The following is a 26,914-nucleotide window of genomic DNA, read 5'->3' as shown; positions in this document are numbered from 1 at the left end:
TTTGTGTATTTGAAAGAACAATGAAGGGGCGGTCAGGTTTTGGCCGCCTCTTTCAGTTTGTAGAGCAGATCAAGCGCTTCCCTTGGTGTCAGCTCATCGGGGATGATCGCGGCAAGTTGTTCGTCAACTTCGGATTTCTCGCGTTTCACCGGTGCCGGGGCAGGGTTGACCGAGAACAGCGGCAGGTCGTCGATCAGGGTTTTCTGGGTGGCACCACCCTCGCGCTCGCCTTTTTCCAGGGCTTCCAGCACAACGCGGGCGCGGGCGATCACGGTTTCCGGCAGTCCTGCAAGCTGCGCCACCTGAACCCCGTAGGACCGGTCGGCGGCACCTTTGCGGACCTCGTGCAGGAAGACCACCGTGCCTTCCCATTCCTTGACCGCAACCGTGGCATTGTCGACGCCGTCCAGCTTGTTCGAAAGCGCCGTCATCTCGTGATAATGGGTGGCGAAGAGGGCGCGGCATTTGTTGGCGTCATGGAGGTATTCCAGCGTGGCCCAGGCGATGGACAGGCCGTCATAGGTGGCGGTGCCGCGGCCGATTTCGTCAAGGATGACAAGGGCGCGATCATCTGCCTGATTCAGGATCGCCGCGGTTTCGACCATTTCGACCATGAAGGTGGACCGCCCCCGCGCCAGATCGTCGGAGGCGCCGACGCGGCTGAACAGCTGGCTGATCAGGCCGATATGTGCGCTGTCCGCGGGTACAAAGCTGCCCATTTGCGCCATCAGTGCGATCAGCGCATTCTGGCGCAGGAAGGTGGATTTACCCGCCATGTTCGGCCCGGTCAGCAGCCAGATATGCGCGCCATCGCCGTCGATCCCCAGATCGCAGTCATTTGCGACAAAGGGATCGCCGGATTGTTGCCGCAGGGCGCGTTCGACGACCGGGTGCCTGCCCCCGGAAATGTCAAAGGCGCGTGAATCGTCGACAATGGGCCTGACCCAGTTTTCCGCCTGCGCCAGATCGGCCAGACCGAAAGCCAGATCAATTTCCGCGAGGCCGGAGGCCGCCACGCCGATTCCGGCGGCATGGTTCAGAACCGCCTGTTTCAAGTCTTCGAACAGATGCTTTTCGATTTCCAGCGCGTGGTTGCCCGCGTTGAGGATCCTGGTCTCCATTTCGGACAGTTCGACGGTTGTGAACCGGACCTGATTGGCCGTGGTCTGGCGGTGGATGAACCTTTCTGACAGGGGTGTGGACAACATCTTTTCCGCATGGGTTGCCGTCGTCTCGATAAAGTAGCCCAGGACGTTGTTATGTTTGATCTTGAGCGAGGAAATCCCCGTGTCAGAGACATAATTCTGTTGCATGGAGGCGATGACACTGCGCCCTTCGTCGCGCAGCTGCCGCGCTTCATCCAGTTCGGCGTGATATCCCGGCGCGATGAATCCACCGTCCCTTGCCAGCAGGGGCGGCTCTGCAATCAGGGCCTGATCCAACAGGTCGGTCAGGCTGTCATGGCCGTTCAGCCCGTCAACTGCCGTTGCCAGCAAGGGGGGCAGATCCTGTTCACGCAGGGTTTCGGCCAGCAGGGCGGCTTCGGCCAACCCGTTCCGGATGGTTGCAAGGTCCCTTGGTCCGCCGCGGTCGAGCGACAGGCGCGACAGTGCCCGGTCCAGATCCGGCACCTTGCGCAGGCTGTCCCTGATTTGCCGGGTGATACGGGTGTTGTCATAGCCGTATGACACTGCCTCAAGCCGTTGCGAAATCGTCTCTAACACGCGGGAAGGGCTGGAAATGCGACGTTCCAGCAATCTTGCGCCGCCGGCGGTGCAGCTGCGGTCCATGATCGCCAGCAGCGATCCCGCGCGCCCGCCGCCGAGCCCGTGGGTCAGTTCGAGATTCCGCCGTGTGGCCGCGTCGATCTGGACATTGCGGGCCTCGCTTTCCTTTTGTGGATGGCGCAGGAGCGGCAGCTTGCCCTTTTGCGTGATCTCCAGATAGTCGATCAGCGCGCCCATCGCCGAGACCTCGGCACGGGTGAAGCTGCCGAAGGCGTCCAGCGTGCCCACTTCATAGAGCGCACAAATCCGCATTTCGGCATTTGTGCTGTCAAAGGCGGAGCGCGCGATGCCGGTCAGGGCGGTGCCGAATTCCGTTTCCAGATGGCGATAGTCCGCTTCCCTCGACTCGGAGACAATCAGTTCGGCGGGGGCAAGGCGGGCGAGCTCCGGGCCAAGCCGGACGGCGGGCAGGGCCATCACCTGAAAGAAACCGGTGGAGATATCAACCCAGGCCAGCGCGGCTTCGTCCCTGACTTCGGCAAAGGCGGCAAGATAATTGTGGCGCCGCGCTTCGAGCAGCGTTTCCTCTGTCAGCGTGCCGGGAGTGACCAGCCGCACGACATCGCGTTTCACGACGGATTTGTGGCCGCGTTTCTTGGCCTCTGCCGGGCTTTCCATCTGTTCGCAGACGGCAACGCGAAACCCCTTGCGGATCAGGGTCAGCAGATATCCTTCGGCCGCATGGACGGGGACACCGCACATCGGGATGTCATCGCCCGCGTGTTTACCGCGTTTTGTCAGGGCAATATCCAGCGCCTCCGCCGCCGCGACGGCATCGTCAAAGAACATTTCGTAGAAATCGCCCATGCGATAGAACAGCAGCGCATCGGCGTAGCCCGCCTTCAGCTCCAGGTACTGCGCCATCATCGGCGTTACTTTTTCGCTGCTCACCAGGTTTTCTCCCTTTATTGTGTGTCTGTACAAAAACAGGTCGCACAACGAAAGGGGCGGCGTGATCCTTCGCGGTGGACGGGTTGAACAGGCGTGCTAGAAACATTGGCAACATCCACGCCGCAGAAAGACGCCGATCCTTGCGCAACAAGATCGAATTGAAATTTCCGCCCGAGACCCTGTTCCTGAATCCATGGGTGGACGAGGGGATCAGCCTGCTGCGTGAGCCGGAATTTATCTGGCGGCCGATGCCCCGTGCGGTCATCGAGGGTTTCGCAGCCAGCGCGCATGAAGAGATCAACAAAAAGATTTCTTCATTCCTTGCCGTGACGAAAAAGCAGAAGGTCTTTCGCAAGGCGATTGAGTTCAACGCGGTGCCGGTCGTGCTGGAACAGGCCAGTTTTCGCAAATCCTATATCATGGCGCATGATCGCCTGTTGCTGAGCGGGGCCTCCGGGACGCGGCTGATCAACCGCTATCGTTGGGAAAACGAAGACGCGGAATCTGACGTGGACATGATGCTGGACGCCTATCTGGCAGAATGCCGCAGCGCCAATGCGTCGCGGGAGATACCGCTGTATTCCGCTGTGTTAGAGCCTGATGTTCCCTTTGCGGTCGAATGCCGGAACACGTTCAATTTCTATCATTTCCTGACGGAAGCACTGCCTCAGCTGACCCTGCTGGATGGTCTGGATTTTCAGGGAAACATTTACTTCCACTTCCCCAACGCCGAGGAAAAACACCGCCCCTTTACCGAAGCCTTCGTCGAGGCGCTGTTCCCCGAATATACCGGGCGGGTCTTTTTCGAACGTGCGCCAAAGGAGTATGACAGGGTCCTGACCGCATATGATTTCCTTGGTGGCCATGCGCAGATGCCAAAGGAGATGCTGGCGGGGATCGCGGCGCTTGCGCCTGCCGCCGTTGATCAGGACGAAGATCTGCTGAACACCAGGTCCAATGCGAACCTGGCGATGAATTCGGTCAGCAGCATGTTGCTTGCCCTGCGCGACCGGGCTTTGGCGGCGATCGAGGGTGAGGAGTTTCCGCATCTGCCCAGGCGGTTTTTCGTCGGACGGGACTCGCGGCAGAGCCGTGACAGGCATATGGCAGGCGAGGACCTGCTGTTGGAGCATCTTGGGCTTTTCGACTTTGAGTATGTCGTTTTCGAAAACCTGCACCCCCTCGAACAGGTTGCGCTGATGGCGCGGGCCGAGGTGATGATTTCCTATCATGGTGCGGGGTTTGCGAACATGCTTTTTGCCAGTCCCGATGCCCATATCATCGAGATCGGAACCCTGCAGACGGCGCAATTCAGATGGGGCGATTTCTGGCCGCTCGCCAATGCATCGCAATGCAGGTACATCAGCTTCTTTGCGGATTTCAACGCCGAAGACCCCTTGGTAGAGCCACATTTCAGCAAGGATTCCATTGTCCCTGTTGCCGTTTCCGAGGTGGCGGTTGCGCAGATCATGGCGTTTGTCGTGAGCATACTAGGCCATGTACCTGACCTGAAGTCCGTCGATGCCGTGGGGCGTCTGGCGCGGCGGCTGTTTCAGGCCGGGTCTGCCGCCCGCGCTGTCGCGGTGCTGGAGCAACATGCAAACATGGTCACCGAAGATGTCGAGCTTTGCATCTTGAAGGCCGATTGCCACAAGGAGCTGGACGAGCCGAAATCAGAGCTTGTCGCTCTGGACAAATCCTTCAAGGCCGACCCGACCCGCTGGCAAACCCTGATCAGGATCATCTGGTGCGCAAACCGCTGCGAACGCCCGCAGGTGATCCGTTGGGCGCTGTCCCGGCTGAAGTCCGATTTCCCGGAACGGCACAGCGCCTTTGTCAAAAACCATGAATGGGTGCGCTACATCGCCTGAGCGAGCGTTCGGGCTGAGATTGTGCATGGGTCAATTCACGGTTATTAGTCCCAGAAAATCCAAAGGGCCCTGTCTGTGTCAAACAATCGTATCACCTCCGAAGAAGCACTTGCGTTCCACCTTGAGCCGAGTCCGGGCAAGTTCGAGATCACCGCGACCGTCCCGATGACGACACAGCGCGATCTGAGCCTTGCCTATTCGCCCGGTGTTGCAGTGCCCTGCGAGGCGATCGCGCAGAACCCGGAAACGGCCTATGATTACACCAACAAGGGCAACCTTGTGGCGGTGATTTCAAACGGCACCGCCGTGCTGGGGCTGGGCAATCTGGGCGCGCTGGCGTCCAAACCGGTGATGGAGGGCAAGTCCGTCCTGTTCAAACGGTTTGCGGATGTGAACTCCATCGACATCGAGCTGGATACGGAAGACACCGAAGCATTCATCAACGCGGTGCGCCTGATGGGGCCGACTTTTGGCGGGATCAACCTTGAGGATATCAAGGCACCTGAGTGTTTCATCATCGAACAGCGTCTCAAGGAAGAGATGGACATCCCCGTGTTCCACGATGACCAGCATGGCACCGCCGTGATCTGTGCTGCAGGTCTGATCAACGCGCTGCATCTGTCGGGGAAAAAGATCGAGGATGTGCGCATCGTGCTGAACGGTGCCGGGGCGGCCGGTATCGCCTGTCTTGAACTGCTCAAGTCGATGGGTGCCAAACATGACAATTGCATCATGTGCGACACCAAGGGCGTCATCTATCAGGGCCGCACCGAGGGCATGAACCAGTGGAAGTCGGCCCATGCCGCGAATACCAAGCTGCGCACGCTCGACGAGGCGATGAAGGGGGCCGATGTGTTCCTGGGCGTCAGCGTCAAGGGCGCGGTGACGCCCGCGATGGTCGAAAGCATGGCGGACAACCCGGTGATTTTCGCAATGGCGAACCCCGATCCTGAAATCACACCGGAAGAGGCCCATGCCGTTCGCATGGATGCCATCGTGGCCACGGGGCGCAGCGATTATCCGAACCAGGTGAACAACGTCCTTGGATTTCCCTATCTCTTTCGCGGGGCGCTCGACATTCATGCCCGCGCGATCAACGACGAGATGAAGATTGCCTGTGCCCATGCGCTGGCCAACCTCGCCCGAGAGGATGTGCCGGACGAGGTGGCGGTGGCCTATGGCAAGACGCTGACCTTCGGACGCGATTATATCATCCCGACCCCGTTCGACCCCCGATTGATCCACCGTATTCCACCCGCCGTCGCGCGGGCCGGCATGAACACCGGGGCAGCCCGCCGTCCGATCATCGACATGGATGCCTATGAGCTGAACCTGAAGTCCCGGATGGATCCGACGGCAAACATCCTGCGGGGCATCAACGCGCGGGCGCGGAACAACCAGGCCCGGATGATCTTTGCCGAAGGGGACGATCCGCGGGTGTTGCGGGCGGCGGTGATGTACCAGCGTGCCGGTCTGGGCAAGGCCCTGGTCGTCGGGCGCGATCAGGACGTGAAGGAGAAACTGGAAGCGGCCGGCATGGAAGACGCGGTGCGCGAGCTTGAGGTCATCAATGCGGCGAACACGCAGCATCTGGGCACCTACAAGGACTTTCTGTACCGGCGCCTTCAGCGGCGTGGCTTTGACAGCAAGGACATTCATCGTCTCGCGGCCCGCGACCGGCATGTGTTCGGCGCGTTGATGCTGGCGCATGGGCATGGCGACGGTCTGGTCACCGGTGTCACCCGGAAGTCCGCGCATGTGCTGGAACGGCTGAACCACGTGTTCGAGGCCAATGCGGAACACGGGGCCGCAGGTTTCACCGCCTTGCTGCACAAGGGGCGGATCGTGTTCATTGCCGATACGCTGGTTCACGAATGGCCGGACGAGAATGACCTGGCCAACATTGCCGAAAGCGGTGCCGCCGTGGCGCGGCACATGGGGCTGGAACCACGGGTGGCCTTTGTCAGCTTCTCGACCTTCGGATATCCGGTCTCTGAACGGGCGGAAAAGATGCATCTTGCGCCCGAGATACTGGACGCTCGGGGTGTCGATTTCGAATACGAAGGCGAAATGACCGTCGATGTGGCGCTGAACACGAATGCGCAAAAGCAATATCCGTTCTCGCGCCTGACCGGCCCCGCGAACATCCTGATCGTGCCAGCGCGCCATTCCGCCAGCATTTCGGTAAAGCTGATGCAGGAAATGGCGGGTGCCACGGTGATCGGCCCCATCCTGACAGGTTTGGACAAGAGCATTCAGATCTGCTCCACCACCTCCACCGCCAACGACATTCTGAACATGGCCATTCTTGCGGCCTGCAAGGTCGGCGAATGATCTGGAATCTCGGCTCGATAAATGCGGATAATTTCTACAACCTGCCGCATCTGCCCGGGCCGGGAGAAACGATAGCTGCAACCGGCTTTCACCAGGGGCTGGGTGGCAAGGGCGCGAACATGTCCGTTGCCGCCGCGCGTGCTGCGGCGCGGGTCATGCACATCGGCGCCGTGGGTCAGGATGGCACCTGGGCGCTGGCAAGGCTGCTGGAATACGGGGTCGAAACGGCGCATATCACCGTGATCGAAACGGCGACGGGCCATGCAAACATCAACGTCGATGCGGCGGGCGAAAACAATATCGTGCTGTTCCCCGGTGCCAATCACATGGTCACCGACCAGATGATCGGCGCGGCGCTGGCCGAGGCATCGCCCGGTGATTTCCTGCTGATGCAGAACGAGACACTGGGCCAGATCTTTGCCGCAGAGACCGCCAGGCTGCTGGGGATGCGGGTCGCCTATGCCGCCGCGCCCTTCAAGGACGACAGCGTGACCCGGATCATCGAGCATGTCGATCTGCTGGTCCTGAACGCGGTCGAGGCGGCGCAGCTGGAGCAGGCAACGGGCACCGCGCTGGGCGATTTGCCGATCGCAGACATCATCGTCACCCTGGGTGCGGATGGATGCCGCTGGATTTCCGGCACTGACGGGACACAACGCGATTTTCCGGCTTTCAAGACCGACGTCGTGGATACCACCGGCGCGGGGGACACCTTTACCGGTTATCTTGTTGCGGCGCTGGACCGGGGCAAGGACATGCCCGACGCGATTGAACTTGCGCAAAAGGCCGGCGCGTTGATGGTGGCCCGGCAGGGCACCGCCGATGTGATCCCGGACCTCAAGGATATCCAGGACCACGATTTCGGGAGCTGACCTTACAGCGTCCCGCCTTTAACCTGATACACTCCGTATCGCCGATGTCCCGAGAGCGCGAAGCGCGGCAGGGTATCGGCGATTCAAGTTTAAGGCGGGGCGCTTTAGCTAGCGAAGGGTGCCGCGCTGCCCCAAAGCTGTTTGACACGTTCATCCCGACCGCAGCCCGCGCGGTACCGCTTGTAAGCCACGGATTTTTTCACCCCGATGCCGACGCTGCTGAAGGCGAGCCTGTCACTGCTCTTGTAATAATCCTGATGATAGGCCTCGGCCGGGTAGAATGGCACAGCCCCCAGAATGGGCGTGACGACTTTCTGGCCCAGTTGCTTTTGCGCATCCGCCCTGGCCAATTCCGCCGCTGCCTTTTGCGCCGGACCCTGCGCGAAGATCGCAGTGCGGTAGCTGTCGCCACGGTCGCAGAACTGGCCGCCTGCATCTGTCGGGTCGACCGACCGGAAGAACATGGCAAGCAGGTTGTCGCGGCTGACAACATCCGGATCGAATGTGATCTGAACCGCCTCGTAATGGCCGGTGCCGCCTGCGGTAACCTGTTTGTATGTCGGGTTCAGCGTGGTGCCGCCCGCAAAACCGGACACGGCTGCCTTGACGCCGCGAACAGATTCGAAATCGGCTTCGACGCACCAGAAACAACCACCCGCAACTGTCAGCGTTTCGGTGCCCGCAGCCCTTGCGCTGCCCGATTGCACCACCAGCCCGACGGCAATCAATGCGCCCAGGACCAATGCCTTGACCTGCGTCAGCTTCTTCATTTTCACCTCCATGAGTCCGCTCTGTCCGCACAAGGCTGAACGCGCATGGGGGTTAGCGCAAGCGGTGAACGGTCAATGTCACGCTGTGGTGAAAAGGCGTGATTGCGACCTTCAGATATTGTCGCTGCGCTTTGATGTTTCCTGCAGGGCCTGGCGGAACAGCCGGATGGCCGGTGTCGGTTCCTCCTCCGCCCGGGCCATGATGCCGACGGGCCCTGACATGCTGTCGGTGTCGATGGGCAGGGCCAGCATCCGGCCTGCTGCAATGTCGTCCGCCACGACTCCCTGGCTGATGATCCAGATTGCCTGAGCCGCGCCAAGTGTCATGGCGCGCCCGAAAGCGCCGGAAACAGTCTCTATCTGGTGTGAATAGCCTGCGATGCCGCGTTCGATCATGAACCGGTCAACCAGGGGCCGGATTGCCGCGCCGGGAGGCGGATAGAGGATGCGCTGATCGGCCAATGCGGCCGCGTCCGTGGTTTCCGACCTTGGGTGACCCCTGGCCACGGCAAAGACGACCTTTTCTGAATAGAGCTGGGTAAAGGTCAGGCCGGTCATGCGGTCCGGTGGTCCCATGCGTCCGATCAGCAGGTCAAAATCGCCCGCGCGCAACCCGTTGATCAGATCCGTGATTGGCCCTTCAACGACAGTTACCGGCGTTGCGGGTGACAGGGCGGCGAATCGCAGGATCACATCCGGCAGCAGGTCGGCAGAGACCGACGGCAGGGTCCCGATGCGCAGGGGCGCGGCACGGCCGGCACTCAGCGCATCCAGGCTGGCCAACCCGTGACTGACGGCGGCAAGCCCCTGTTCCGCGAATTGCCGAAACACCGCGCCCTCGCGCGTCAGGCTTACCCCGCCCCGGCCCCGGTTCAGCAAGGTGACCCCAAGGATGGTTTCGAGATCGCTCAGGGTCTTGGATACCGTGGGCTGGGTCAGGAACATCCGTTCCGCCGCCGCCTTTAGGCTGCCGCCGCGCAGTGTTTCGACAAAGGCCGAAAGGTGACGCATTTTGATCTGCTTGGTGCGCTTAAATTCCATATTGGAACTTATAGCGCATATTTTCTCATTTTGAATGCACCTTTCGATTGGTTAAGCTGCGCCAACGGATCAGGGAGAGTGCCATGTCAGAAAGCTATGAAACCGGGATGCGGGTTCGCCGCGAGGTGCTGGGTGATGCCCATGTGGACCGGGCGGAGGCGGCCAAGGTTGATTTCGACGCGCCGTTCCAGAATTTGATCACCGAAGGGGCCTGGGGCACGCTCTGGGCCGATGACACGATCTCGCGGCGGGAAAGATCCATGCTGACGCTCGCCCTGCTGGCGGCGACAGGGAATTTCGAGGAAATCCCGATGCATATCCGCGCCAGCCGCAACACCGGGGCCGAGCCGCGCGATGTTTTGCAGGCCTTTATGCATGTGGCTGTCTATGCGGGCGTGCCAAAGGCGAACCATGCGATTAAGCTTGCCAAACAGACCTACGCCGAACTGGGAGTTGAGATATGAGCACTGGACCCAAGACCGGAGGTTTTATTCCCCGCGACCGTGGCTGGCAGCCCGACGCGCTGACGCCGCCCTACAAGACCAGCGTCAAACGCAGCCCGCAAGCGGCATTGCTGTCCTTTCCCACCACGCTCAGTGAAGAAACCTCGCCGGTGTTCGGGCATGGCCTCCTCGGGGATCTCGACAACGACCTGATCCTCAATTTCGCCCAACCGGGGCAAAGCGCGATTGGCCCCCGGATCATTGTCCATGGTCGGGTGCTGGATGAAATGGGCCGCCCCGTGCCGGGTGCGCTGCTGGAATTCTGGCAGGCCAATGCCGGGGGGCGCTATCGCCACAAGAAGGAAAAATACCAGGCAGCACTTGATCCGAACTTTGGCGGCTGCGGACGCACGATCACGGGCGAGGATGGATCTTATGAGTTCCGCACCGTGATGCCGGGGCCCTATCCCTGGCCCAACGGGATGAACGACTGGCGCCCGGCGCATATCCACTTTTCGGTCTTTGGCCACGGGTTTGCCCAGCGCCTGATCACCCAGATGTATTTCGAGGGCGATCCCATGATCCCGCTTTGCCCGATTGTCGGTGTGTTGAAATCGCAGGAAGCGATTGATCAGTTGACCGCGCCGCTGGACATGCACCGTACCGTTCCCATGGATGCGCGGGCCTACAAGTTCGACATCGTTCTGCGGGGCCGTCGGCAGACCTATTTCGAAAACCGGGTGGAGGGACTTTGACCATGGTACAGAAACTCGACTACCTCAGGGAAAGCCCCAGCCAGACGGCGGGCCCCTATGTGCATATCGGCTGCACACCGAACTTTACCGGGATCGGGATTTACGGTGGCGATCTGGGTACCGCCATGAAGACCGGCCCGGTCCAGGGTCAGGAGATCGTGATCAAGGGGACCGTTTTCGATGGCACCGGCACACCGCTGCGCGATGCGATGATCGAAATCTGGCAGCCCGATGCGGCGGGGCTTTTTGCTTCTGCCAATGAAACGCGCGGCACGCCTGATCCGAATTTTACCGGCTGGGGGCGGTCCCCGGGTGACATGGAAACCGGGGAGTTCATCTTTGACACGGTCAAGCCGGGCGCGGTGCCGATGCCGGATGGCCGGATGCAGGCGCCGCATATCACGGCCTGGATTGTGGCACGCGGCATCAATATCGGCCTGCACACGCGGATCTACTTTGAAGACGAGGCAGAGGCGAATGCCAAGGATCCGCTGCTGAGCGGGATCGAACATCAGAACCGCGTGCCGACCCTGCTCGCCAGGAAAGAAGGTGAGGGTCAGTATCGTTTTGACATCCACCTGCAAGGCCCGGACGAGACCATATTTCTTGATATTTGAGGCAATGACATGACCAAACCCTGCATCATCTGCGTGGCCATCACCGGATCGGTCCCGACCAAGGCGGACAACCCGGCGGTGCCGGTGACAATTTCCGAACAGGTGGAAAGCACCCAGGCAGCATTCGAGGCGGGGGCGACCATCGCCCATTGCCATGTGCGCAATGACGATGAAACGCCCACCAGTGATCCCGACAAATTTGCAGCGTTGAAGGAAGGGCTGGAAAAGCATTGCCCCGGCATGATTGTCCAGCTTTCGACCGGAGGCCGCTCCGGTGCCGGGCAGGCGCGGGGCGGTATGCTTCCCTTGCGTCCGGACATGGCTTCGCTCTCGGTTGGGTCAAACAACTTTCCCAGCCGCGTCTATGAGAACCCGCCAGATCTGGTGGATTGGCTTGCGGCGGAAATGATCACCCATGACGTCAAGCCCGAGATCGAGGCCTTTGACCTCAGCCACATTCTGAAGGCCGCCGAGATGCACAAGAAGGGCCAGATCAAGGATACGCCCTATATCCAGTTCGTGATGGGGGTGAAAAATGCGATGCCCGCCGACCGCGAGGTATTCGATTTCTATCTCAAGACCGTGAAGCGGCTGTTTGGCGAAGATGTAGCCTGGTGTGCTGCCGGAATCGGGGCGAACCAGAGCGTTCTGAACGACTGGGCCATCTCAAACGGCGGTCATGCGCGTACCGGTCTGGAAGACAACGTGCGTCTTGACCGCAATACCCTCGCGCCATCGAATGCCGCACTGGTCAAACGCACGGCTGAAATCTGCGAAAAGTATGGACGCCCCGTTGCCACCTGGCAGGAAGCGCGAAAATTGCTGGGGCTGCGCAGCGCCGCCTGACCGCCAGGGTGCATTCAGGCGGATATGATTGAGAAGATCGCCGCGGTGCCAGGTGTATTTTTGGTACCGCGGCCCGGCGATTCACGTCCGTTGTTCGGACATTTTTTGGACAACCGGAAAATTTGCGCTCAGTTGATTGGACAATGCGCGATGAACTGCTAAAAACTTGAGCTTTAGCCAGCCGCCGGAGCTTTTTTGACCGCGCGGCATAGACCTCTCTTTTCGAGTGAACTAAAGAGTGAGCGTAACCAGTTCTTCTTGTAAACATAACTTTTTACCTACGATATTAAATACTTGTAAGGAAACAGAAATGGCTTCTGTATACACCGACAAGGCGATTCTTGAAAAATCCGATCTATTTGATCCGGAATGGTATCGGCAACAGTACCCGGATGTAGAAATATTGGGCATGGACCCGCTGGACCATTTTCTGTGGCTAGGCGGCCGTTTGCTGCGGAATCCGGGGCCACGTTTCAATTCTGAGTATTATGTAAAAACTCACAGCGATGTTGCGCGCAAGAACTACAATCCCGTGCTTCATTATATCCGCTACGGGCGCGCCGAAGGGCGCCGCACCGCCGAGGTTGCGTCACCACGCATAAACCAGGCCGAAGAAATCGTGCGTGATGGCGTGAAACGCGTCGCCGGGGGCGTCGCTGCACGTCCGGGCCGGCCCACGATCATGCTGTGCAGCCATGTTGCGGGGAAAAACCTTTTCGGCGGGGAGCGCAGTTTCATTGACATGATCGATGGGCTGAATGCACTGGACTACAATGTCATCGTGACCGTGCCGGGGCATGGCAACCCGGACTATTTCCGGACCCTGCGCAGAAAATCCTTTGCCACTTATGTTTTCCGGTATGGCTGGTGGCGCAAGGGACAGGCTGTCAGCGACCACGCCGTAACCGATTTTGCCTGCATCATTCAGGATGAAGGCGTGGATGTCGTGCACACCAACACCATCGTCCTGCGCGAACCGCTGCTGGCGGCGCAGCGGATGGGCGTGCGCAGCATGATCCACGTGCGGGAACTGATCCATCACGACGAGGCTTTGCTGAACATGATCGGCGAAAGCGCCGAACATATCGTCGACTGGATATGGGATCATTGCGACCATGTGATCGCCAACTCCAAGGCCACGTTGAAGGGATTTGCCAAGGACGGGAAGACGCCGTCGCTGGTTTACAATACTGCGGATCTTTCCGATCTGACAAAACTTGATCCGCCCCGGGTCGACGGGCCGATGCGGGTGGGACTGATCAGCTCGAACCTGCCGAAAAAGGGCATCCAGGACCTTGCGGAAATCGCCCGCCTGCTTTCGAAAACCCACCCGGATGTTGAGTTCAAACTGATTGGCCCGGAAACCGAACATACCAATGCCCTGATGGAACAGGTCGCGGCCGGAACGCTGCCAAAGACGCTGAGCGTGACCGGTTACCGGGACACGCCGACCAAGGCCGTGGCCGAAGCGGATGTGATCCTGAATCTGTCCAACTTTCAGGAAAGCTTTGGACGGACCGTGCTGGAAGGCATGGCCGCCGGGCGTCCGACAATCGTGTATCGCTATGGTGCGCCGCCCGAATTCGTGGATGAGGGAAAGACCGGATTCATCGTTCCATTGGGCGATACGAAAGCCGTGGCCGAGCACCTGCGCAGATTTGCCGATGACCGGGCCATGATGCGGCGCATCGGTGAACAGGCAAAGGCCGAAGTGACACGCCGGTTCGCGCATAAGGTCTATGTCGAACAGATGCAGGGAGCCTATGACGCCCTGACAACCACGCAGAGCACGCCCCGGAAGGTCACGCTGAAGCCGCGTGCAAATATTGTCCCGACGCCGCGAGCGGCGCTCAAGGTCGCCTATTTCTGCTGGCACTTCCCGGTGCCGTCGGAAACCTTCGTTCTGAACGAGCTGCGTATCCTGCGTGAACAGGGCGTCGATGTTCGCGTTTTCTGCAGGCAGTCACCCTATCCGGATTTCAAACCGGACTTTGATATCGAATGGGAACGGGTGACCGATCATCACCATCTGGCCACGCGCCTGAAAGAGACAGATCGCACGATCGTCCATGCGCATTTCGTCTTTCCCACTGTCACCAACATGGTCTGGCCCGCCTGCGAAGAGGCGAAAATTCCGTTTACCTGCATCGCCCATGCGCAGGATATTTTCAGATACGGGAATGCGGCCGAGAACCGGATCGACGAATTCTCGCGTTCTCCGATGTGTCGCAAGGTCATAACCCTGTCGCAGTTTCACATGCGCTATCTCGTGGATCAGGGGGTGCCGGAAGACAAGATCCTGATCAACTCCAATTGTGTCGACCCGGATCTGTTTGCGGCCGGTAAGGTGAAGGATCGTGCCAAACGAACCAAACGCAGTATCTGCGCGGTCACCCGCTTTGCCGAAAAGAAGGGGCTGGAGCATCTGATCCGCGCCGGCAAGCTGCTGGAAGGCGAAGGCATCACCATCAACATTTACGGCTATGGTGAACTGGAAGACAGTTACCGCAAGCTGATCGCCGAACAGAAAATCGAGAACGTCCATTTGCATGGTCCGGTAAAGGGACGGGATGCGCTGATGGCAGTGTTCCGGGAGCATGATCTGTTTGCCTGTCCCAGCGTGCGCGCTGCCGATGGCGACATGGACGGTATTCCGACCACATTGATGGAATCGATTGCCGCCGGATTGCCCGTACTGACCACGGATATTGCAGGGATTCCCGACCTTGTGACAGACAAGATCACCGGGTTGGTATGTGATGCGCGCCCGGCAGAAATCGCGGCGCGGATACGGTCATTCTACAAGTGGCCTGACGGCATGGTCCAAAGCATGATCGAAACCGCCGAGGAGCGGCTGCGTCGCAACCACAATGGACCGTCGCTGGTGGAAAACCTGGTCCGGCTCTGGGCGAATGAGCGGGTGGACCTGCTGATCGTGAGCTGGAACAACCTTGCCGAAATCACCGAAGTCACGCGGCGCCTGTTCCAGAACACCTCGATGCCGTTCCACCTGATTATCTGTGACAACGGCAGCAAGCCCGATGTGCTGACCTATCTGATGCGCCTGCATGCCGAGCATGACAATGTCACCCTGGTCCTGAACCGTGATAACGCGATGGTCGGACCCGGCACCAATATTTGCCTGGAGAACGGGCAATCCGACTATGCGATCTATGTCTGCGGCAAGGAAGGCATGACAACCCGGCACGGCTGGGAAAAACCGTTCATCACCTATATGAATGCAAACCCCGAGGTCGGCCTGGCCGGGACGCTGTGCCATGCGCCCACCTATCTTTACGGCCGTGACTATCCGGTTGCGCAATCGCTGTTCGACAAGTTCCGCAACAAGCAGTTTGCCCACGACAACCCTGACAGGATGTTCTTCCATGTTCAGGGCGGTTTCTTTGTGATGCGGCGGTCGATGATCGACGAGATTGGCGGCTTTTCAGACGACGTGCCGCATAATTCCACCGATGTCGAGTTTTCCTATTATGTCGAAAGCTGCGGCTGGAAACTGGGTGAGGTGCCGGGGCTGATGGCGCTTTACAACAAGACACGTCCGGGACTTTTTCACCGCATTGACGAAAACATGGGTGCCCTGCATCCCCCGATGCTGGAAGATCTGCGCGCGCTGGATGCGATCGCCAGGGGCGAAGTGCATCATTGCAACGCCTGCGGCAAACAGAGCACGAAATTCGATGATCTGGATGGGGCCGCCCGCTGCCCGAATTGTGGTGCGTCACGGCGGGGCCGCACCTTGCACAGGGTATTGGCTGAATCCACCTTGCTGTATCAGCGGCTGCCCGCGCTTGGTGTGAATGTGCCACAGGCGATATCGGAGTTCTGGACCTTTCAGTTCCAGGGACGACGGATCGAGGCGGATGCTTTTCTGGAGCTGCTGAAATCAAAGGGCCGCACGGATTCCCCGGATGGCAGGCTGAGCTTTGTCATGATGAACGACGCGCTGGGCAAGGATCCGAAATCCGATGATCTGCTGCTCAAGGAAGCGTCGCGCCTGCTCAAGACCGGCGGTTCGTTTTTCCTTGCGGGCTGTCCGGAAAGTGACGCGCTGACAAAGAAATTTGCTGCGATGAAGCTCCAGAAGACCGGGGTGCGCAGATATGCCAGCAAGGTAAGTCATCTGGACTGGTTGCCGATCCAGCTTTTCACCAAAACCTAAGTCGCCGGATGCAGCACCGCACAGAGGATCGGGTGCAATGCGTCGGTTACTTTCAACGGAACACATGGGTCCTGCGGTTGGCCGTTGTTAACAGGCCTATCATTGACATTGGGTCGCAGGCACTGAACATCGGGCTTTAGGGCAGACTTTGCAATTCGGGAACTGGTAGACAGAACATGGCGGCAAGAGTAACGACCAAGAACAGCAAGACCACGGCGCGCAAGAAGACCGCGCGGAAAGCGGCATCCCCTGCTGCGGCCCGCAAGAAACCCGCAGCCAAACGCGATGCAGTTGTGGTCCTTGGTATGCATCGGTCCGGCACATCTGCATTGGCGGGGGTATTGAACCTGCTGGGGTGCGATGCACCTGCCAACCAGATGAAGCCGACCGTCGACAATGAAAAAGGGTATTTCGAGTCGACCAGTGTACTTACGCTGCACAACGATCTGCTGAGCTCTGCCGGGTCAAGCTGGGATGACTGGCTGCCGATCAACCCTGGATGGTTCAAGAGCAACCGGGTGGAAGAATTTCACGACCGCGCGCTTGAGCTTGTGAAAGGCGAGTTCGGCGATTCCCGTCTGTTTGTGCTGAAAGATCCCCGGATCTGCCGGCTCGTACCCTTCTGGGAAGACGTACTGAAAGAAAGCGGCGCTGCACCACGATATGTCCTGACGCACCGCAACCCGTTGGAGGTTGCCGCTTCCCTCGCCAAGCGTGACGGGATGAATACCGGGACGGGCATGTTGACCTGGTTGCGCCACGTTCTGGACGCCGAAGCGGCAACACGGGGGAAGGCCCGCTGCTTTGTCAATTACGCCAGCCTGCTTGGAAACTGGGCCGGAATGATAACCAAGGTGCAGAGCACTCTGGATCTGACCTTGCCGCGTTTTTCGATCGGCGTTTCATCCGAGGTCGACGCCTTCCTGGACAGCAATCTGCGTCACCACGAGGAGGCGCCTGCAGCAGCGCTGGAAAACCCGATGTTGTCGGAATGGGTGCGCGATACCTATGCGATCCTCGAAAAATGGGTGGCATCCGGTGAGGCGCGGACCGACCATAAATCGTTGGACATGATCCGCGCCGCGCTGACAAGCGCGGGTACAACCTTTGCCCCGGTGATTCAGGAAAGTCGCAAGACCGCCGCCGCCCTTGTTGACCGCGAATCCAGGCTGGAACACCTGCAGGAAGAGCGGGAAAGCCTGGACAAGCGCCTGAACGATACCATCACGGCACGGGACAACCTCAGCCAGAACCGCGATGCGATCAGAGCGGAACGCGATACGCTGAAAGCCGATCTGTCGCAGGCGCAGAATGAGCGTGACACCATCCGGCAGAAGCTGACAAAGGTCAGTTTGGAAAAAGAAAGCCTGGACGGATCGCTGACTGCGATCCAGGCCGAGCGCGACACGCTCAAGACAAACCTGTCGAAACAGCAATTGGAACTTTCGGCGGAACGCGACGCGCTGGTCTTGAAGCGCGATTCCCTGCTGTCCGAAAATGCATCCCTGCGGGAGTCCCGTAACGGCGTGGCCGAAGACCGTGATGCTTTGCGCGCGCAGCTCGCCGAGGTCCAAACGAAGTTCAAAAATGCGGAAAGCGCCAAGGAGAACCTCGAACGCGAAAAGAACAGTCTGGCCGAGGAACGGCTCGCCCTTCAGGCTGAGCTCGAAACCACCCGGTCAGAACAGCAATTGATCCAACAGGAAAAGGCGAACCTCCAGCAAAAGGTCGCTGGATTGCAGTCTTCGTTTGACCGGTCCGTGCAGGAACAGGACCGGTTGGCAACGCAGCTGACGAACCTTGCCAGCGCAAATGAACAGATGACGCAGACGCAAGACGCGCTTTCTGCGGAACGTGATGCGTTGAAAAATTCTACTGACAATCTGAAAAAGAAGCTGGCAGCACTTCAGTCCCTTCAGGAACGAACCGAAAAAGACCTGATCGCACGGACATCCGAACGCGATTCACTCAAGGATCTCAGGAAACAGGCCGAAGCGGCACGTGAGGAACTGGCCCAAACCCTTGTTGAAGCGCAAACCCGGCTGGAGACCCTTGCATCTGAACGCGATTCACTCAAGGACCTCAGGAAACAGGCCGAAGCGGCACGTGAGGAACTGGCCCAAACCCTTGTTGAGGCGCAAACCCGGCTGGAGACCCTTGCATCTGAACGCGAGGCGGATCGATCGGCATTGAACACCCTTCGGGCCGAGCTTTCCCAGGCCCAAAGCGCCCTTGCCCAGCGCAGTCACGAAGCGGATCAGACCCACCGTGAATTGCAGGCCCTGAAAGCTGAGCAATCCGACAGGGACAGACGCTTTGTGGATATGAAAACCAGCCTTTCCCGCAAGGAAACTGCGCTGGAACAGGAAATCAACCGTATTGGTCAGCTGAAGCGCAGCATGAGCGAAAAGAGCAACCGAATTGCCATTCTGGAGACCTCAGTCGAAACGCAGCAGCGCGAAATCACGGATCTGACCAGAATCCTGATCGAAAGCGAACAGGCGGCGAAGTCAGAAATCAGCGAGCTGAAAAGCCGGGGCGCATATGCGGAAGCCGCGTATGAATCGATGAAGGCCAGCACGTCCTGGCGGATCACCGCCCCGATGCGGTGGATTGTGCGGAAGATCCGGAACTAAAGCGTCATGCGACCAACCTGAATCGCATAACGCTGCCTGAAATCAGAAATTTCAACGCGTTACGTGATGTTTCATGGACTTCGTCAGGCGCCGCAGGTCAGCCGTTCCGGGCGACCCAGAACAACCTTCTGCTGTCGCTGCGCAACGCTCTTGAGACGCGCTGCGCAATGCCTGCGCGGAGGCCGGGCGTTGTGTTGACCAATGCAGCAGGCGCGGCGCCCGACCCCTCGGGCCAGACCATCAGGCCGCCGGGTTCAAGGCGCGCCAACAGTCGTTTTGCCATGTCGTGGCCGGGTTCGCTGCCCAGACAGATCAGCGTGAAACTCTCGGATTGAGGCAGGTCCTGCCAACTGGTTGCAGTCGGATCGAACATACTGGTGCCAAGCGCATCGACCAGGGAGGCAACGCAATCGACAAGCAGTGCCTTGTTGCCCCGGTGTGCGCGCCAGTCATGCGCCAGGAACTGGTAGAGTTTCCGATCCATGCCCGAGCTCTTGCAATGGCTGCAACGCCCGTCGTCCTGAATGCAATCCCATCCCTGGCAAAGGTTGCACCTTGTCGTTGTCGGGATCTGCATCCGATCCAACTGGTATGTGTCATGCGGCAAAACGGGATGGGCGACGGCAGTGGCCTCGTCCAGTACCGCATCCAGCCTTGGCAGTGTCTTGACCGTCAGGGATGACACCTGGGGAATATTGGTCAGCTTGTGACCACGGCTTTCAAGAAAATAGCTGAATTCAACATCGGTGCTGGCCTGGGGCAGGCTGGACGAAAAGCCGGTTTCACGATCAACAACATCCCGGCGCAGGATAAAGGCGCCACCCTGGACGTGCTGAAACGGGCGGTCGGGATGGCTTTTGGCAAATTCCGGGTTTCTGAAGCTGGGGAAAGCGGGATGTTGGACAATCTCCCTGCCCAGCGTATGCGGCGGCAGGTGGCACAGGTTGCCACCCAGGCTGACATCAGGATGCTGGCGCATATGGTCGATCAGCGGCCGTTCCCACCCGTGCCGGGCGACAAAACCTTCTTTCGAGCAAAGGTAAATCGTATAGACCGCATCGGACCCGGCGAGGGCGATGTTGGTCGCGGGACCGACAAACCGGTTCCGGTCCAGGAAATGCAACCGCATGTTGGGCATCTGCCGGGCCAGCTGTGTCAAAGCCGCGCGGAAGGCCCGGTCTGATCCGTTGTCGATCACCACCAGACGGTAGGGCGTGGTGGTATATGAGCGGATGCGCCGGATGATCTCGATGGTCTGCTCGAAATCGTCGTGCTCAGGCGTGTTGTAGGTGACCAGCACGATATCCAGCGTCGCGCGATACCAGGTATCGCAATAGGTCTGCATGGTCCTGTCGGTTCCGACATGGTCGCGCAGGAAATCAGCGCCATTCTGCAGCATTGCGCGGCGATTCACCGCGGGCTGGTGCAACATGCGTCGCACCGCATTGGCAAGCGCCTGCGGATCACGGGGCGCGGCAATATGGGCGTGAATCCCGTCAGTCAGATAATCCTGCATGGCAGAAACCGCAGTGGTGACAACCGGCCTGCGCGCGGCCATCGCTTCCATGACGACAGTGGGGAAACCTTCGGTATCGCCGGTGTCCGCCACGATGGAGGGCACAATACAGAAGTCACAATCCCGAAGGATGTCACGTACCGCATAGCGACCGTCCAGGGGGCCGTGAAAGGTGATGTTGTCGACACCCAGCGATTTCGCCTGTTCATGGATGATGCCCCAAAGCGGCCCATAGCCATAAACGTCGAATGCGACCGCTTCATCGCGCAGCAGTGCCGCCGCTTCAATCAGGGTTTCGATGCCCTTTTTCTCGGTAAAGCGGCCGATGAAAACGCCGCGCGCCACTGCACCCCTGACCGGCGCCGGCTTGTCCGGAATGCCCCGGAACAGATCCAGATTGGCACTTTGAAATGCATAGGCGAGCTTTTCGACCGGGATGTCCTGCGTCTCAAGATGCTTTCGGTGATAGTCGCCATGCACAAACAGTTTCAGGCACAGCGGATCGTTCATGATCTCCGCGATCCGGTTCACGGCGATGTTGTTGTGCAGGAAAATATCTACCGCATGACCGAAAAACGTGAAGGGGATCCCAGCCAACTGGCAGGCTGGCCAGGTCAGCAGGGTCATCGCGGGATAGGCGAAATGGCAATGCACCAGCGTCCGGTCGCGCAGGATCAAAAGCTTGGCAAGTTCTTCGGGCGTCTCTACCTGATGCTGCTTGATGTCAAAGGGCACCTCTGCCGCGCGATCCGGCGCGATCTTGAAGAAAACCTCAACGTCAAAGCCACGCGAAACAAGCCATTCGAGCTCGGCCATGACAAAGCTCTGGCTCAATGCGGGCCAGTCCCAAAGCACATAGGCAATCCGGGGCGCTTCCAGCCCATGACGCCAGCGATCCTGACGGTGCCGGGCCTGTGTATCATGCCGCGCATGCTCTGAACCGGTTTCGGTCAGGTCCCGGACCACGTCAGCGCCGACAAAACCAAGGTAGCCAGGGGCATAAACTGCGGTCTGCCGCAGGATCAGGTCCCAGGCGGCGCAGCACCCCAGATCCTCGTCAAATCCGCCCAATTGGTCTGACACGGACCGGCGATGCATATAGGTGCTCAGGTCGATCGTCTGTTCCTGCAGCAACGCGGCCCGGTCATAGGGTGTGCCCCAGGCCTGAGGCTTGCCCGGCCGGATCATTCCCCTGCGCCATCCGGCATAGCCGGTGGCCAGATCGTCATTCTGGGCAAACCAGGCTGTCATCAGCTTGAGGTAATCCTGCCGCCAGTGGCAGTCACCGTCGAGGTAGGCAATCAACTCGCCACGCGCGGCTTCCAGCGCCGTGTTGCACGCCAGCGCATATCCGGTGCCGATGCTCGGGAGTATCCGCAGCAACCCAGAACTGATGGCCTCGGTATAGGTGCGTCTGACCTGGGTCAGGGTTTCGTCCTGTCCGGCGCTGTAGACCAGAATGATCTCCGCTGGCGCAACGCTTTGCCCCAATGCTGAATCCAATGCGCGGAAGAACCCGCGACCGTGGATCGGCAGGACCACGGAGACCGTCGGGATCTGGGTGCAGCCCGACAGAACGGCACCGGCAACTGCGCGTGCTTCGGGTGATGGCAACTCTGCCGGGCCATCGCCTTGCAAAGTGGTCTGCAAGGGTGAATTCCGCAGCGCATCGCCCCAGGGCGCGGGACCCAGGACATCGTGACCGGGCCGGTTCTGCGGGATCGGCAGCGCCACATCATCCGGATGCGCGCGCCGGCCTTCCGCATGCCCATGGCGAAGATAATGCACCAGGGGGTTCATTTTTGCCGCGGCCACCTCGGGGTTCTGTTCAAGATAGAACTGACCGCTGAAGTATGGCGACGGGTCCCGGCCCATGACCGCACCGACCCAAAGGTAATGTTCTGCGGGGGCCAGGCCACAGTCTACCGCGTCGGGAAACTGGTCGAGATACCAGAATTCATCGAAATAGGGCGAGCTTTGCAGCAGCGCCACGTCACCCATCAGCGGACGGGTTGCGGGCAGTCTGATCATGCCGCCCGACCTCGCCTGTAGCTGGTCATCTGCCAAGCAACTGCCCCAGCTTCCGGACCGGAGCCATCAGGCGCCAGGATGTACTGGATCGGATCGACTGAAGTTCCGCGAGGTTGTAATCCACGATCCCCTGGGCACGGCCCAGCGCCTGCCGGGCCTCGGCAAGTTCAGCTTCAAGGCTCTGAATACGCAATGCCTGCGCTTCGACCTCGGCCTCCTTGTCGATCAGGGCGGCGGTGATATGCGCCAGTTCGCGGTGCCGGGTCATCAGCGAGGTTTCCGCATCGGCGAGGCGAAGCGCATGCGCCTTTGTTCCGGGGCGGGGAGAAGTCATGGCTGGCGTTACTCGCTATTCACACAGTGTAGCCGTACCGTTACCAATCCTTGTTCGGATGGTCCAGTGGTCAGGCCTTGGCCAGGGAGCAATCCTGGCGGTCGACACCTGTGTGATCATGCAGTGCAGCGAAGGTCCCGCGCCTTTGGTCTGTTCCGGGTCTGGCTGGCACTGATTGACGGCAGTTTACCCGCAAAGCCGACACCCGACCTGCCTGCCTGAGCGTCGATTGCCATCACCAATCCTATGCGATCCGGTGGTTATTGCCCGGTCAAACCGGCAGGAACGCGCTGTTCCGGCAGGGTGTCAGACAAAGCTGCGCACGGTCTGAATGGCCCCTTCAAGCGCCTTTCCATCCGGGTCCTGAAGCGCCGCTTCGCGGAGCCGTCCCATCCATTCCGCCGCATCCTTCCGCCCGCGCAACAGATCCGCCGCGTTCATCACCGTGGCAAACTTTGTCAGACCGCGGGCATGGGTATCGGAATAGCCTTTGACAAGCCGTCTGTTCCTGAGCAACTCGACACTCAACGCATAGTCGTCATCAAGTGGTGCCAGGCTGGCCTCAAGCCATTGCTGTAAATGGGCGACCTCCACCTGATAGCGGCGGGTCTTCAGGCGATATCCTTTCAGGCCCCCCAGAAAATGCAGCAACAGAAAAGACCGTAACGAATGTGTGCGCAGGCGGCGGCCCTTGTTGAACAGCCGGTCCATCAGGGCCATGCGCTTCGGACTGGCCTCCCATCGCGCGCCCATGGTGGCCGGTAGCAGGCTGACAATTTCTTCGGCGCGGGGGTGGAAGAATTCCGTCACCTCGACAAGTTGCCCGTCTTTCACACCCATCTCTGCCTGAATACGGGCCATGCGCGGTGCGCGGGTCTTGAGGTCGGCCACCCGGATGATGTCGTCATATGCCATTGCGTTGGCGATGTATTTCGCCGCTGTCACGCTGAGCAGCCAATCGTGACCGGCACTGTCCCTGGCAACGATACGGTCAAGATGATCCAGGTAGGTTTCGCCATAGGCGCAGTCCTGAAAATCAACGACCTTCATCAACCCGTTTCCTGCCATCGGCCGCACCGGCCCGGGCAGCGCGTTTGCACGGTCCGACAGCGCCTTCCAGCGGGCGATTTCGCTGTCCGGCCCGGTCAGTTCGGGCGCGGGGGGCTTTGCAGGTGCAACCGGTTCTTCGGTGCTGTTCTGCGCGGCGTCATAACCGGCGGCAAAGGCCCTGAGCGATGCATCCACGCCCTTGCCGCTGGCGCGAATGGCCTCCTCAAAGGCTTCTCGCGGGAAGGGCAGCGCCCCGGACCCCGCAAGCGCGCCGAACAGGCTGGAGGAAATCACGGAACCCTCGGCAACGGCCAGACCGTCCATGTCGGCAAGGATCAGCTTTTGCGCCGCGATTTCGGCTGCGGCGCGCACTTCCTCCGCGTCCGCGATCCCGTCGCCGGGTGCCATCTTTTCCGACACTGCAAGGGCGCGGTGGGTGGAGCCGATCAGCGTCGTCCGGTCCGGGGTGACAAAACCGCGCATCACTGCGCGACCGACCTCCATCATTTCCGCAGCGATCAGCACATCAACGTCACCACCCGCCGGTGCAAGTGCAAAAACAGGCTCTAATTCGGACTTTTTTGCCATTTCGACGTAGTAGATCGTGGCACCCGTGCGTTGTGCAACACCCGCGACAGAGGTGGCCTGACAGGCATATCCCCGGGATCTGGCCAGAGCCTCGATCCAGCCGGTCAAAACACCGCCGCCCTGACCGCCCACCGCCATCACGGCAAGTTTGATGATGTCGCCAACGCGGGGATCGGGCGATTTCTGTGGCAGGACCAGGTTCATGTGGGTGCTCCGGTCAGGCGCAGCCGTTTGGCATCACGCCGGGCCTGAAGCCATGAAATGACCCGGTTGCGCAACCCGGCCCGCCAGGTCTCGAACCCACCGGGGTTGTGCACAACATCCGCGCGGTAAAAGGAGGGGCACAGCACGGCGGCATCTGCCACCTCTCCGCAATTGCCGCAGCCGACACAGGTCTGGTCGATATGGGCGATCGGATCGTCACGCAGCGGATCGTCGAGCCGTTTCAATGACAGCGAAGGACATCCCGACAGGCGGATGCAGGCGTGATCGCCGGTGCAGACATCGCTGTCGACCCCAAAGCGGGGCACATCGACGCGCCGTCCATCCTTGATCGCCTTGTTCCGGATCGGCTTTTCCCGGCGCTGTTTGTTCAACATGCATTCGGAGGAGGCGACGATCACCTTCGGACCTTTGAAGTCGGTTGTCAGCGCCTCGCGCAGGGTATCACGCACCTTGCCCACGTCATATGTATGATCAATCTGCCTGATCCATTCCACACCGACGCCCTTGAGCGCGGCGGAGATCGGGTTATTGGTGGCTTTCGTGTCGTTGTGCGCGCGGGATGACAGCACATCCTGGCCGCCGGTGGCGGCGGAATAGTAATTGTCCACGATCACGACCACATTGTCGGACTTGTTGAACACCATGTTCCCGATCGAGGATGACAGCCCGTTGTGCCAGAACCCTCCGTCCCCCAGCATGGAGATTGCCCTGCGTTCGCCACCGCCGTCAAAAGCCGCGTTTGAGGCCGGACCAAGCCCGTAACCCATCGTCGCGCCGCCGATCTCGAACGGCGGCAGCGACCCGAACAGGTGGCAGCCGATATCGCCGGTGATCTGGTGCTTGCCCAATTCCTGTTCGACCAGCTTCATTCCCGCAAAGATCGGGCGTTCGGGACAGCCGGTGCAAAAGCCGGGTGGCCGGATCGGCACAGTCTTGCTCAGGTCAGGGATCCTGGGTTCTTCGGCATTCGGCGCGCGCACCTTGCCCGGCAACATCTCGGGCGCCGCGGCTTTCAGGAAGCCGGTAACGCCGTCCAGCATCACCTGTCCGGTGTATTCGCCTGCCATCGGCAATACGTCCTTGCCATAAAGCTTTAGCCGCCGGCCAGCCTTGTAAAGAAACGAACCAAGGTGTTGTTCGATATGTTCGGGCTGCCCTTCCTCGACAACCAGAATATGATCCTTGCCTTCGCAAAAATCGTCAAATTCGTCTCTGACAAGGGGGTATGTGACATTCAGGCAGTAGATCGGCACCTCGGTCCGGCCAAAGAGATCGGCCAGCCCAAGGCGTTGCAACGCCCGGATCAGGCCATTGTACATGCCGCCCTGCACGACGATGCCGATCTTGGCGTCCCTGGGGCCGAAGTGTTCGTTCAGCTGATTTTCCACAATGAACTTTTCCGCGGCCGGCCAGCGGTTCTTGATCTTGTCCTGTTCGTGCATGTAGCTCATCGGCGGCAGGACGACGCGGTTGAAATCCGATTGCGGGTTCGCGATGGCCTGTTTCACCGTCAGCGGAGGCGGGACATTGTCCTTTGTCGCAAAGCTGCCGGTGACGTGGCAGGACCGGATCCGCACCATCAGCATCACGGGGGTGTTCGATGCCTCGCTCAGCTCGAAGCCGTCTTTGACCGCTTTGGTGATGCTGGGAAGGTTGGGGCGCGGGTCCAGCATCCAGAACTGCGATTTCATCGCAAAGGCATGCGACCGTTCCTGCATGATCGAGGAGCCTTCGCCATAGTCTTCGCCAACGATCACCAGCGCGCCGCCGTTCACGCCGGATGAACACAGGTTGGCCAGCGCATCTGACGCGACATTGACGCCGACCGGACCCTTGAAGGTCACGGCGCCACGGATCGGATAATGGACGGAGGCGGCGAGCATCGCGGCGGCGGCCGCTTCGGAGGCGTTGGCCTCGAACCGCACACCCAACTCCGCCATCAGCTCTTCGGCATCGGCGAGAACGTCCATCAGGTGAGAGATCGGTGCGCCCTGATAGCCGCCCACGTATCCAACACCGTTCTCCAGCAGTGCCTTGGTGATTGCCAGAATTCCTTCGCCGGTGAACACGTCACCGTTGCCTTTGCGCAGGTGTTCCACTTCCGCCTTGAAGGATCGTTCAGCCATC

16 protein-coding genes are annotated in these 26,914 nt (G+C 59.8%); 9 read left to right on the top strand and 7 right to left on the bottom strand.

The genetic code is table 11. The features are described 5' to 3' along the window. Positions 1–32 precede the first annotated feature (32 nt). Positions 33–2,654, bottom strand: a complete 2,622-nt coding sequence (gene mutS, locus ACWNZ3_RS00490) for a DNA mismatch repair protein MutS (RefSeq protein WP_496901924.1) — start codon at positions 2,652–2,654, stop codon at positions 33–35. Between the two features lie 164 nt (positions 2,655–2,818). Between mutS and ACWNZ3_RS00485 the strand changes: the two genes are divergently transcribed. From ACWNZ3_RS00485 to ACWNZ3_RS00475, 3 genes are all read left to right on the top strand, one after another. After that, the gene (locus ACWNZ3_RS00485; protein WP_496900830.1) at positions 2,819–4,549 is read left to right on the top strand and encodes a glycosyltransferase 61 family protein; all 1,731 of its coding nucleotides are present in this window, start codon (positions 2,819–2,821) and stop codon (positions 4,547–4,549) included. Between the two features lie 75 nt (positions 4,550–4,624). Then, entirely contained in the window at positions 4,625–6,883 is a 2,259-nt protein-coding gene (locus tag ACWNZ3_RS00480) for an NADP-dependent malic enzyme (RefSeq protein WP_114274029.1), read from the top strand. Then, positions 6,880–7,755, top strand: coding sequence for a ribokinase (locus tag ACWNZ3_RS00475; protein WP_496900829.1), 876 nt, complete (start codon positions 6,880–6,882; stop codon positions 7,753–7,755). Before ACWNZ3_RS00480 ends, ACWNZ3_RS00475 begins: the two co-directional genes overlap by 4 nt. 104 nt (positions 7,756–7,859) lie before the next feature. Here ACWNZ3_RS00475 and msrA read toward each other — a convergent pair whose 3' ends face one another. Both msrA and pcaQ read right to left on the bottom strand, forming a co-directional pair. Continuing rightward, positions 7,860–8,525 (bottom strand): peptide-methionine (S)-S-oxide reductase MsrA, encoded by a 666-nt coding sequence (msrA, locus tag ACWNZ3_RS00470; protein WP_496900828.1) that lies wholly within the window; start codon positions 8,523–8,525, stop codon positions 7,860–7,862. Positions 8,526–8,636: 111 nt separating this feature from the next. Beyond that, a complete protein-coding gene (pcaQ, locus tag ACWNZ3_RS00465; protein WP_496900827.1) occupies positions 8,637–9,536 on the bottom strand; it encodes a pca operon transcription factor PcaQ in 900 nt (299 codons plus the stop codon). Positions 9,537–9,649: 113 nt separating this feature from the next. On the opposite strand from pcaQ, the gene pcaC reads away from it, so the two are divergent. From pcaC to ACWNZ3_RS00435, 6 genes are all read left to right on the top strand, one after another. Continuing rightward, positions 9,650–10,030, top strand: a complete 381-nt coding sequence (pcaC, locus tag ACWNZ3_RS00460) for a 4-carboxymuconolactone decarboxylase (RefSeq protein WP_496900826.1) — start codon at positions 9,650–9,652, stop codon at positions 10,028–10,030. Beyond that, entirely contained in the window at positions 10,027–10,764 is a 738-nt protein-coding gene (gene pcaH / locus ACWNZ3_RS00455; protein WP_496900825.1) for a protocatechuate 3,4-dioxygenase subunit beta, read from the top strand. The genes pcaC and pcaH overlap by 4 nt, the downstream gene beginning before the upstream one ends. A gap of 2 nt (positions 10,765–10,766) precedes the next feature. Continuing rightward, positions 10,767–11,381 (top strand): protocatechuate 3,4-dioxygenase subunit alpha, encoded by a 615-nt coding sequence (gene pcaG, locus ACWNZ3_RS00450; protein WP_114274024.1) that lies wholly within the window; start codon positions 10,767–10,769, stop codon positions 11,379–11,381. A gap of 9 nt (positions 11,382–11,390) precedes the next feature. After that, positions 11,391–12,227: a 3-oxoadipate:acetyl-CoA acetyltransferase gene (locus tag ACWNZ3_RS00445; protein WP_496900824.1), complete on the top strand. Its 837-nt coding sequence runs from the start codon at positions 11,391–11,393 to the stop codon at positions 12,225–12,227. Between the two features lie 532 nt (positions 12,228–12,759). Next, on the top strand, positions 12,760–16,407 hold the full coding sequence (locus ACWNZ3_RS00440; protein ID WP_496900823.1) for a glycosyltransferase: 3,648 nt from the start codon (positions 12,760–12,762) through the stop codon (positions 16,405–16,407). Between the two features lie 176 nt (positions 16,408–16,583). Beyond that, a complete protein-coding gene (locus tag ACWNZ3_RS00435; RefSeq protein WP_496900822.1) occupies positions 16,584–19,043 on the top strand; it encodes a hypothetical protein in 2,460 nt (819 codons plus the stop codon). 97 nt (positions 19,044–19,140) lie between these two features. Here the strand turns inward: ACWNZ3_RS00435 and ACWNZ3_RS00430 are convergent, their stop codons facing one another. The 4 genes from ACWNZ3_RS00430 to ACWNZ3_RS00415 all read right to left on the bottom strand — a co-directional run bounded on the left by ACWNZ3_RS00430 (position 19,141) and on the right by ACWNZ3_RS00415 (position 26,913). After that, positions 19,141–22,590 (bottom strand): glycosyltransferase, encoded by a 3,450-nt coding sequence (locus ACWNZ3_RS00430; protein ID WP_496900821.1) that lies wholly within the window; start codon positions 22,588–22,590, stop codon positions 19,141–19,143. 25 nt (positions 22,591–22,615) lie between these two features. Beyond that, positions 22,616–22,924 (bottom strand): hypothetical protein, encoded by a 309-nt coding sequence (locus tag ACWNZ3_RS00425; RefSeq protein ID WP_269363234.1) that lies wholly within the window; start codon positions 22,922–22,924, stop codon positions 22,616–22,618. Between the two features lie 306 nt (positions 22,925–23,230). Beyond that, a complete protein-coding gene (locus tag ACWNZ3_RS00420; protein ID WP_496900820.1) occupies positions 23,231–24,766 on the bottom strand; it encodes an indolepyruvate oxidoreductase subunit beta family protein in 1,536 nt (511 codons plus the stop codon). Next, positions 24,763–26,913, bottom strand: coding sequence for a thiamine pyrophosphate-dependent enzyme (locus ACWNZ3_RS00415; protein WP_496900819.1), 2,151 nt, complete (start codon positions 26,911–26,913; stop codon positions 24,763–24,765). Before ACWNZ3_RS00415 ends, ACWNZ3_RS00420 begins: the two co-directional genes overlap by 4 nt. Position 26,914: the final 1 nt, after the last annotated feature.

This window comes from Sulfitobacter sp. IGS-18, from assembly GCF_059628195.1.
The sequence above is the reverse complement of the archived record's forward strand: the minus strand, read 5'-3'. Positions and strand labels throughout refer to the sequence as shown.

Excerpts from the sequence above, each read along its gene's own strand:
- ACWNZ3_RS00420 (WP_496900820.1), bottom strand. The coding sequence starts at position 24,766 with ATGAACCTGGTCCTGCCACAGAAATCGCCCGATCCCCGCGTTGGCGAC.
- ACWNZ3_RS00430 (WP_496900821.1), bottom strand. The coding sequence starts at position 22,590 with ATGATCAGACTGCCCGCAACCCGTCCGCTGATGGGTGACGTGGCGCTG.
- pcaH (WP_496900825.1), top strand. The coding sequence starts at position 10,027 with ATGAGCACTGGACCCAAGACCGGAGGTTTTATTCCCCGCGACCGTGGC.
- pcaG (WP_114274024.1), top strand. The coding sequence starts at position 10,767 with ATGGTACAGAAACTCGACTACCTCAGGGAAAGCCCCAGCCAGACGGCG.
- mutS (WP_496901924.1), bottom strand. The coding sequence starts at position 2,654 with ATGATGGCGCAGTACCTGGAGCTGAAGGCGGGCTACGCCGATGCGCTG.
- ACWNZ3_RS00475 (WP_496900829.1), top strand. The coding sequence starts at position 6,880 with ATGATCTGGAATCTCGGCTCGATAAATGCGGATAATTTCTACAACCTG.
- msrA (WP_496900828.1), bottom strand. The coding sequence starts at position 8,525 with ATGAAGAAGCTGACGCAGGTCAAGGCATTGGTCCTGGGCGCATTGATT.
- pcaQ (WP_496900827.1), bottom strand. The coding sequence starts at position 9,536 with ATGCGTCACCTTTCGGCCTTTGTCGAAACACTGCGCGGCGGCAGCCTA.
- ACWNZ3_RS00415 (WP_496900819.1), bottom strand. The coding sequence starts at position 26,913 with ATGGCTGAACGATCCTTCAAGGCGGAAGTGGAACACCTGCGCAAAGGC.
- ACWNZ3_RS00425 (WP_269363234.1), bottom strand. The coding sequence starts at position 22,924 with ATGACTTCTCCCCGCCCCGGAACAAAGGCGCATGCGCTTCGCCTCGCC.
- ACWNZ3_RS00445 (WP_496900824.1), top strand. The coding sequence starts at position 11,391 with ATGACCAAACCCTGCATCATCTGCGTGGCCATCACCGGATCGGTCCCG.
- pcaC (WP_496900826.1), top strand. The coding sequence starts at position 9,650 with ATGTCAGAAAGCTATGAAACCGGGATGCGGGTTCGCCGCGAGGTGCTG.
- ACWNZ3_RS00435 (WP_496900822.1), top strand. The coding sequence starts at position 16,584 with ATGGCGGCAAGAGTAACGACCAAGAACAGCAAGACCACGGCGCGCAAG.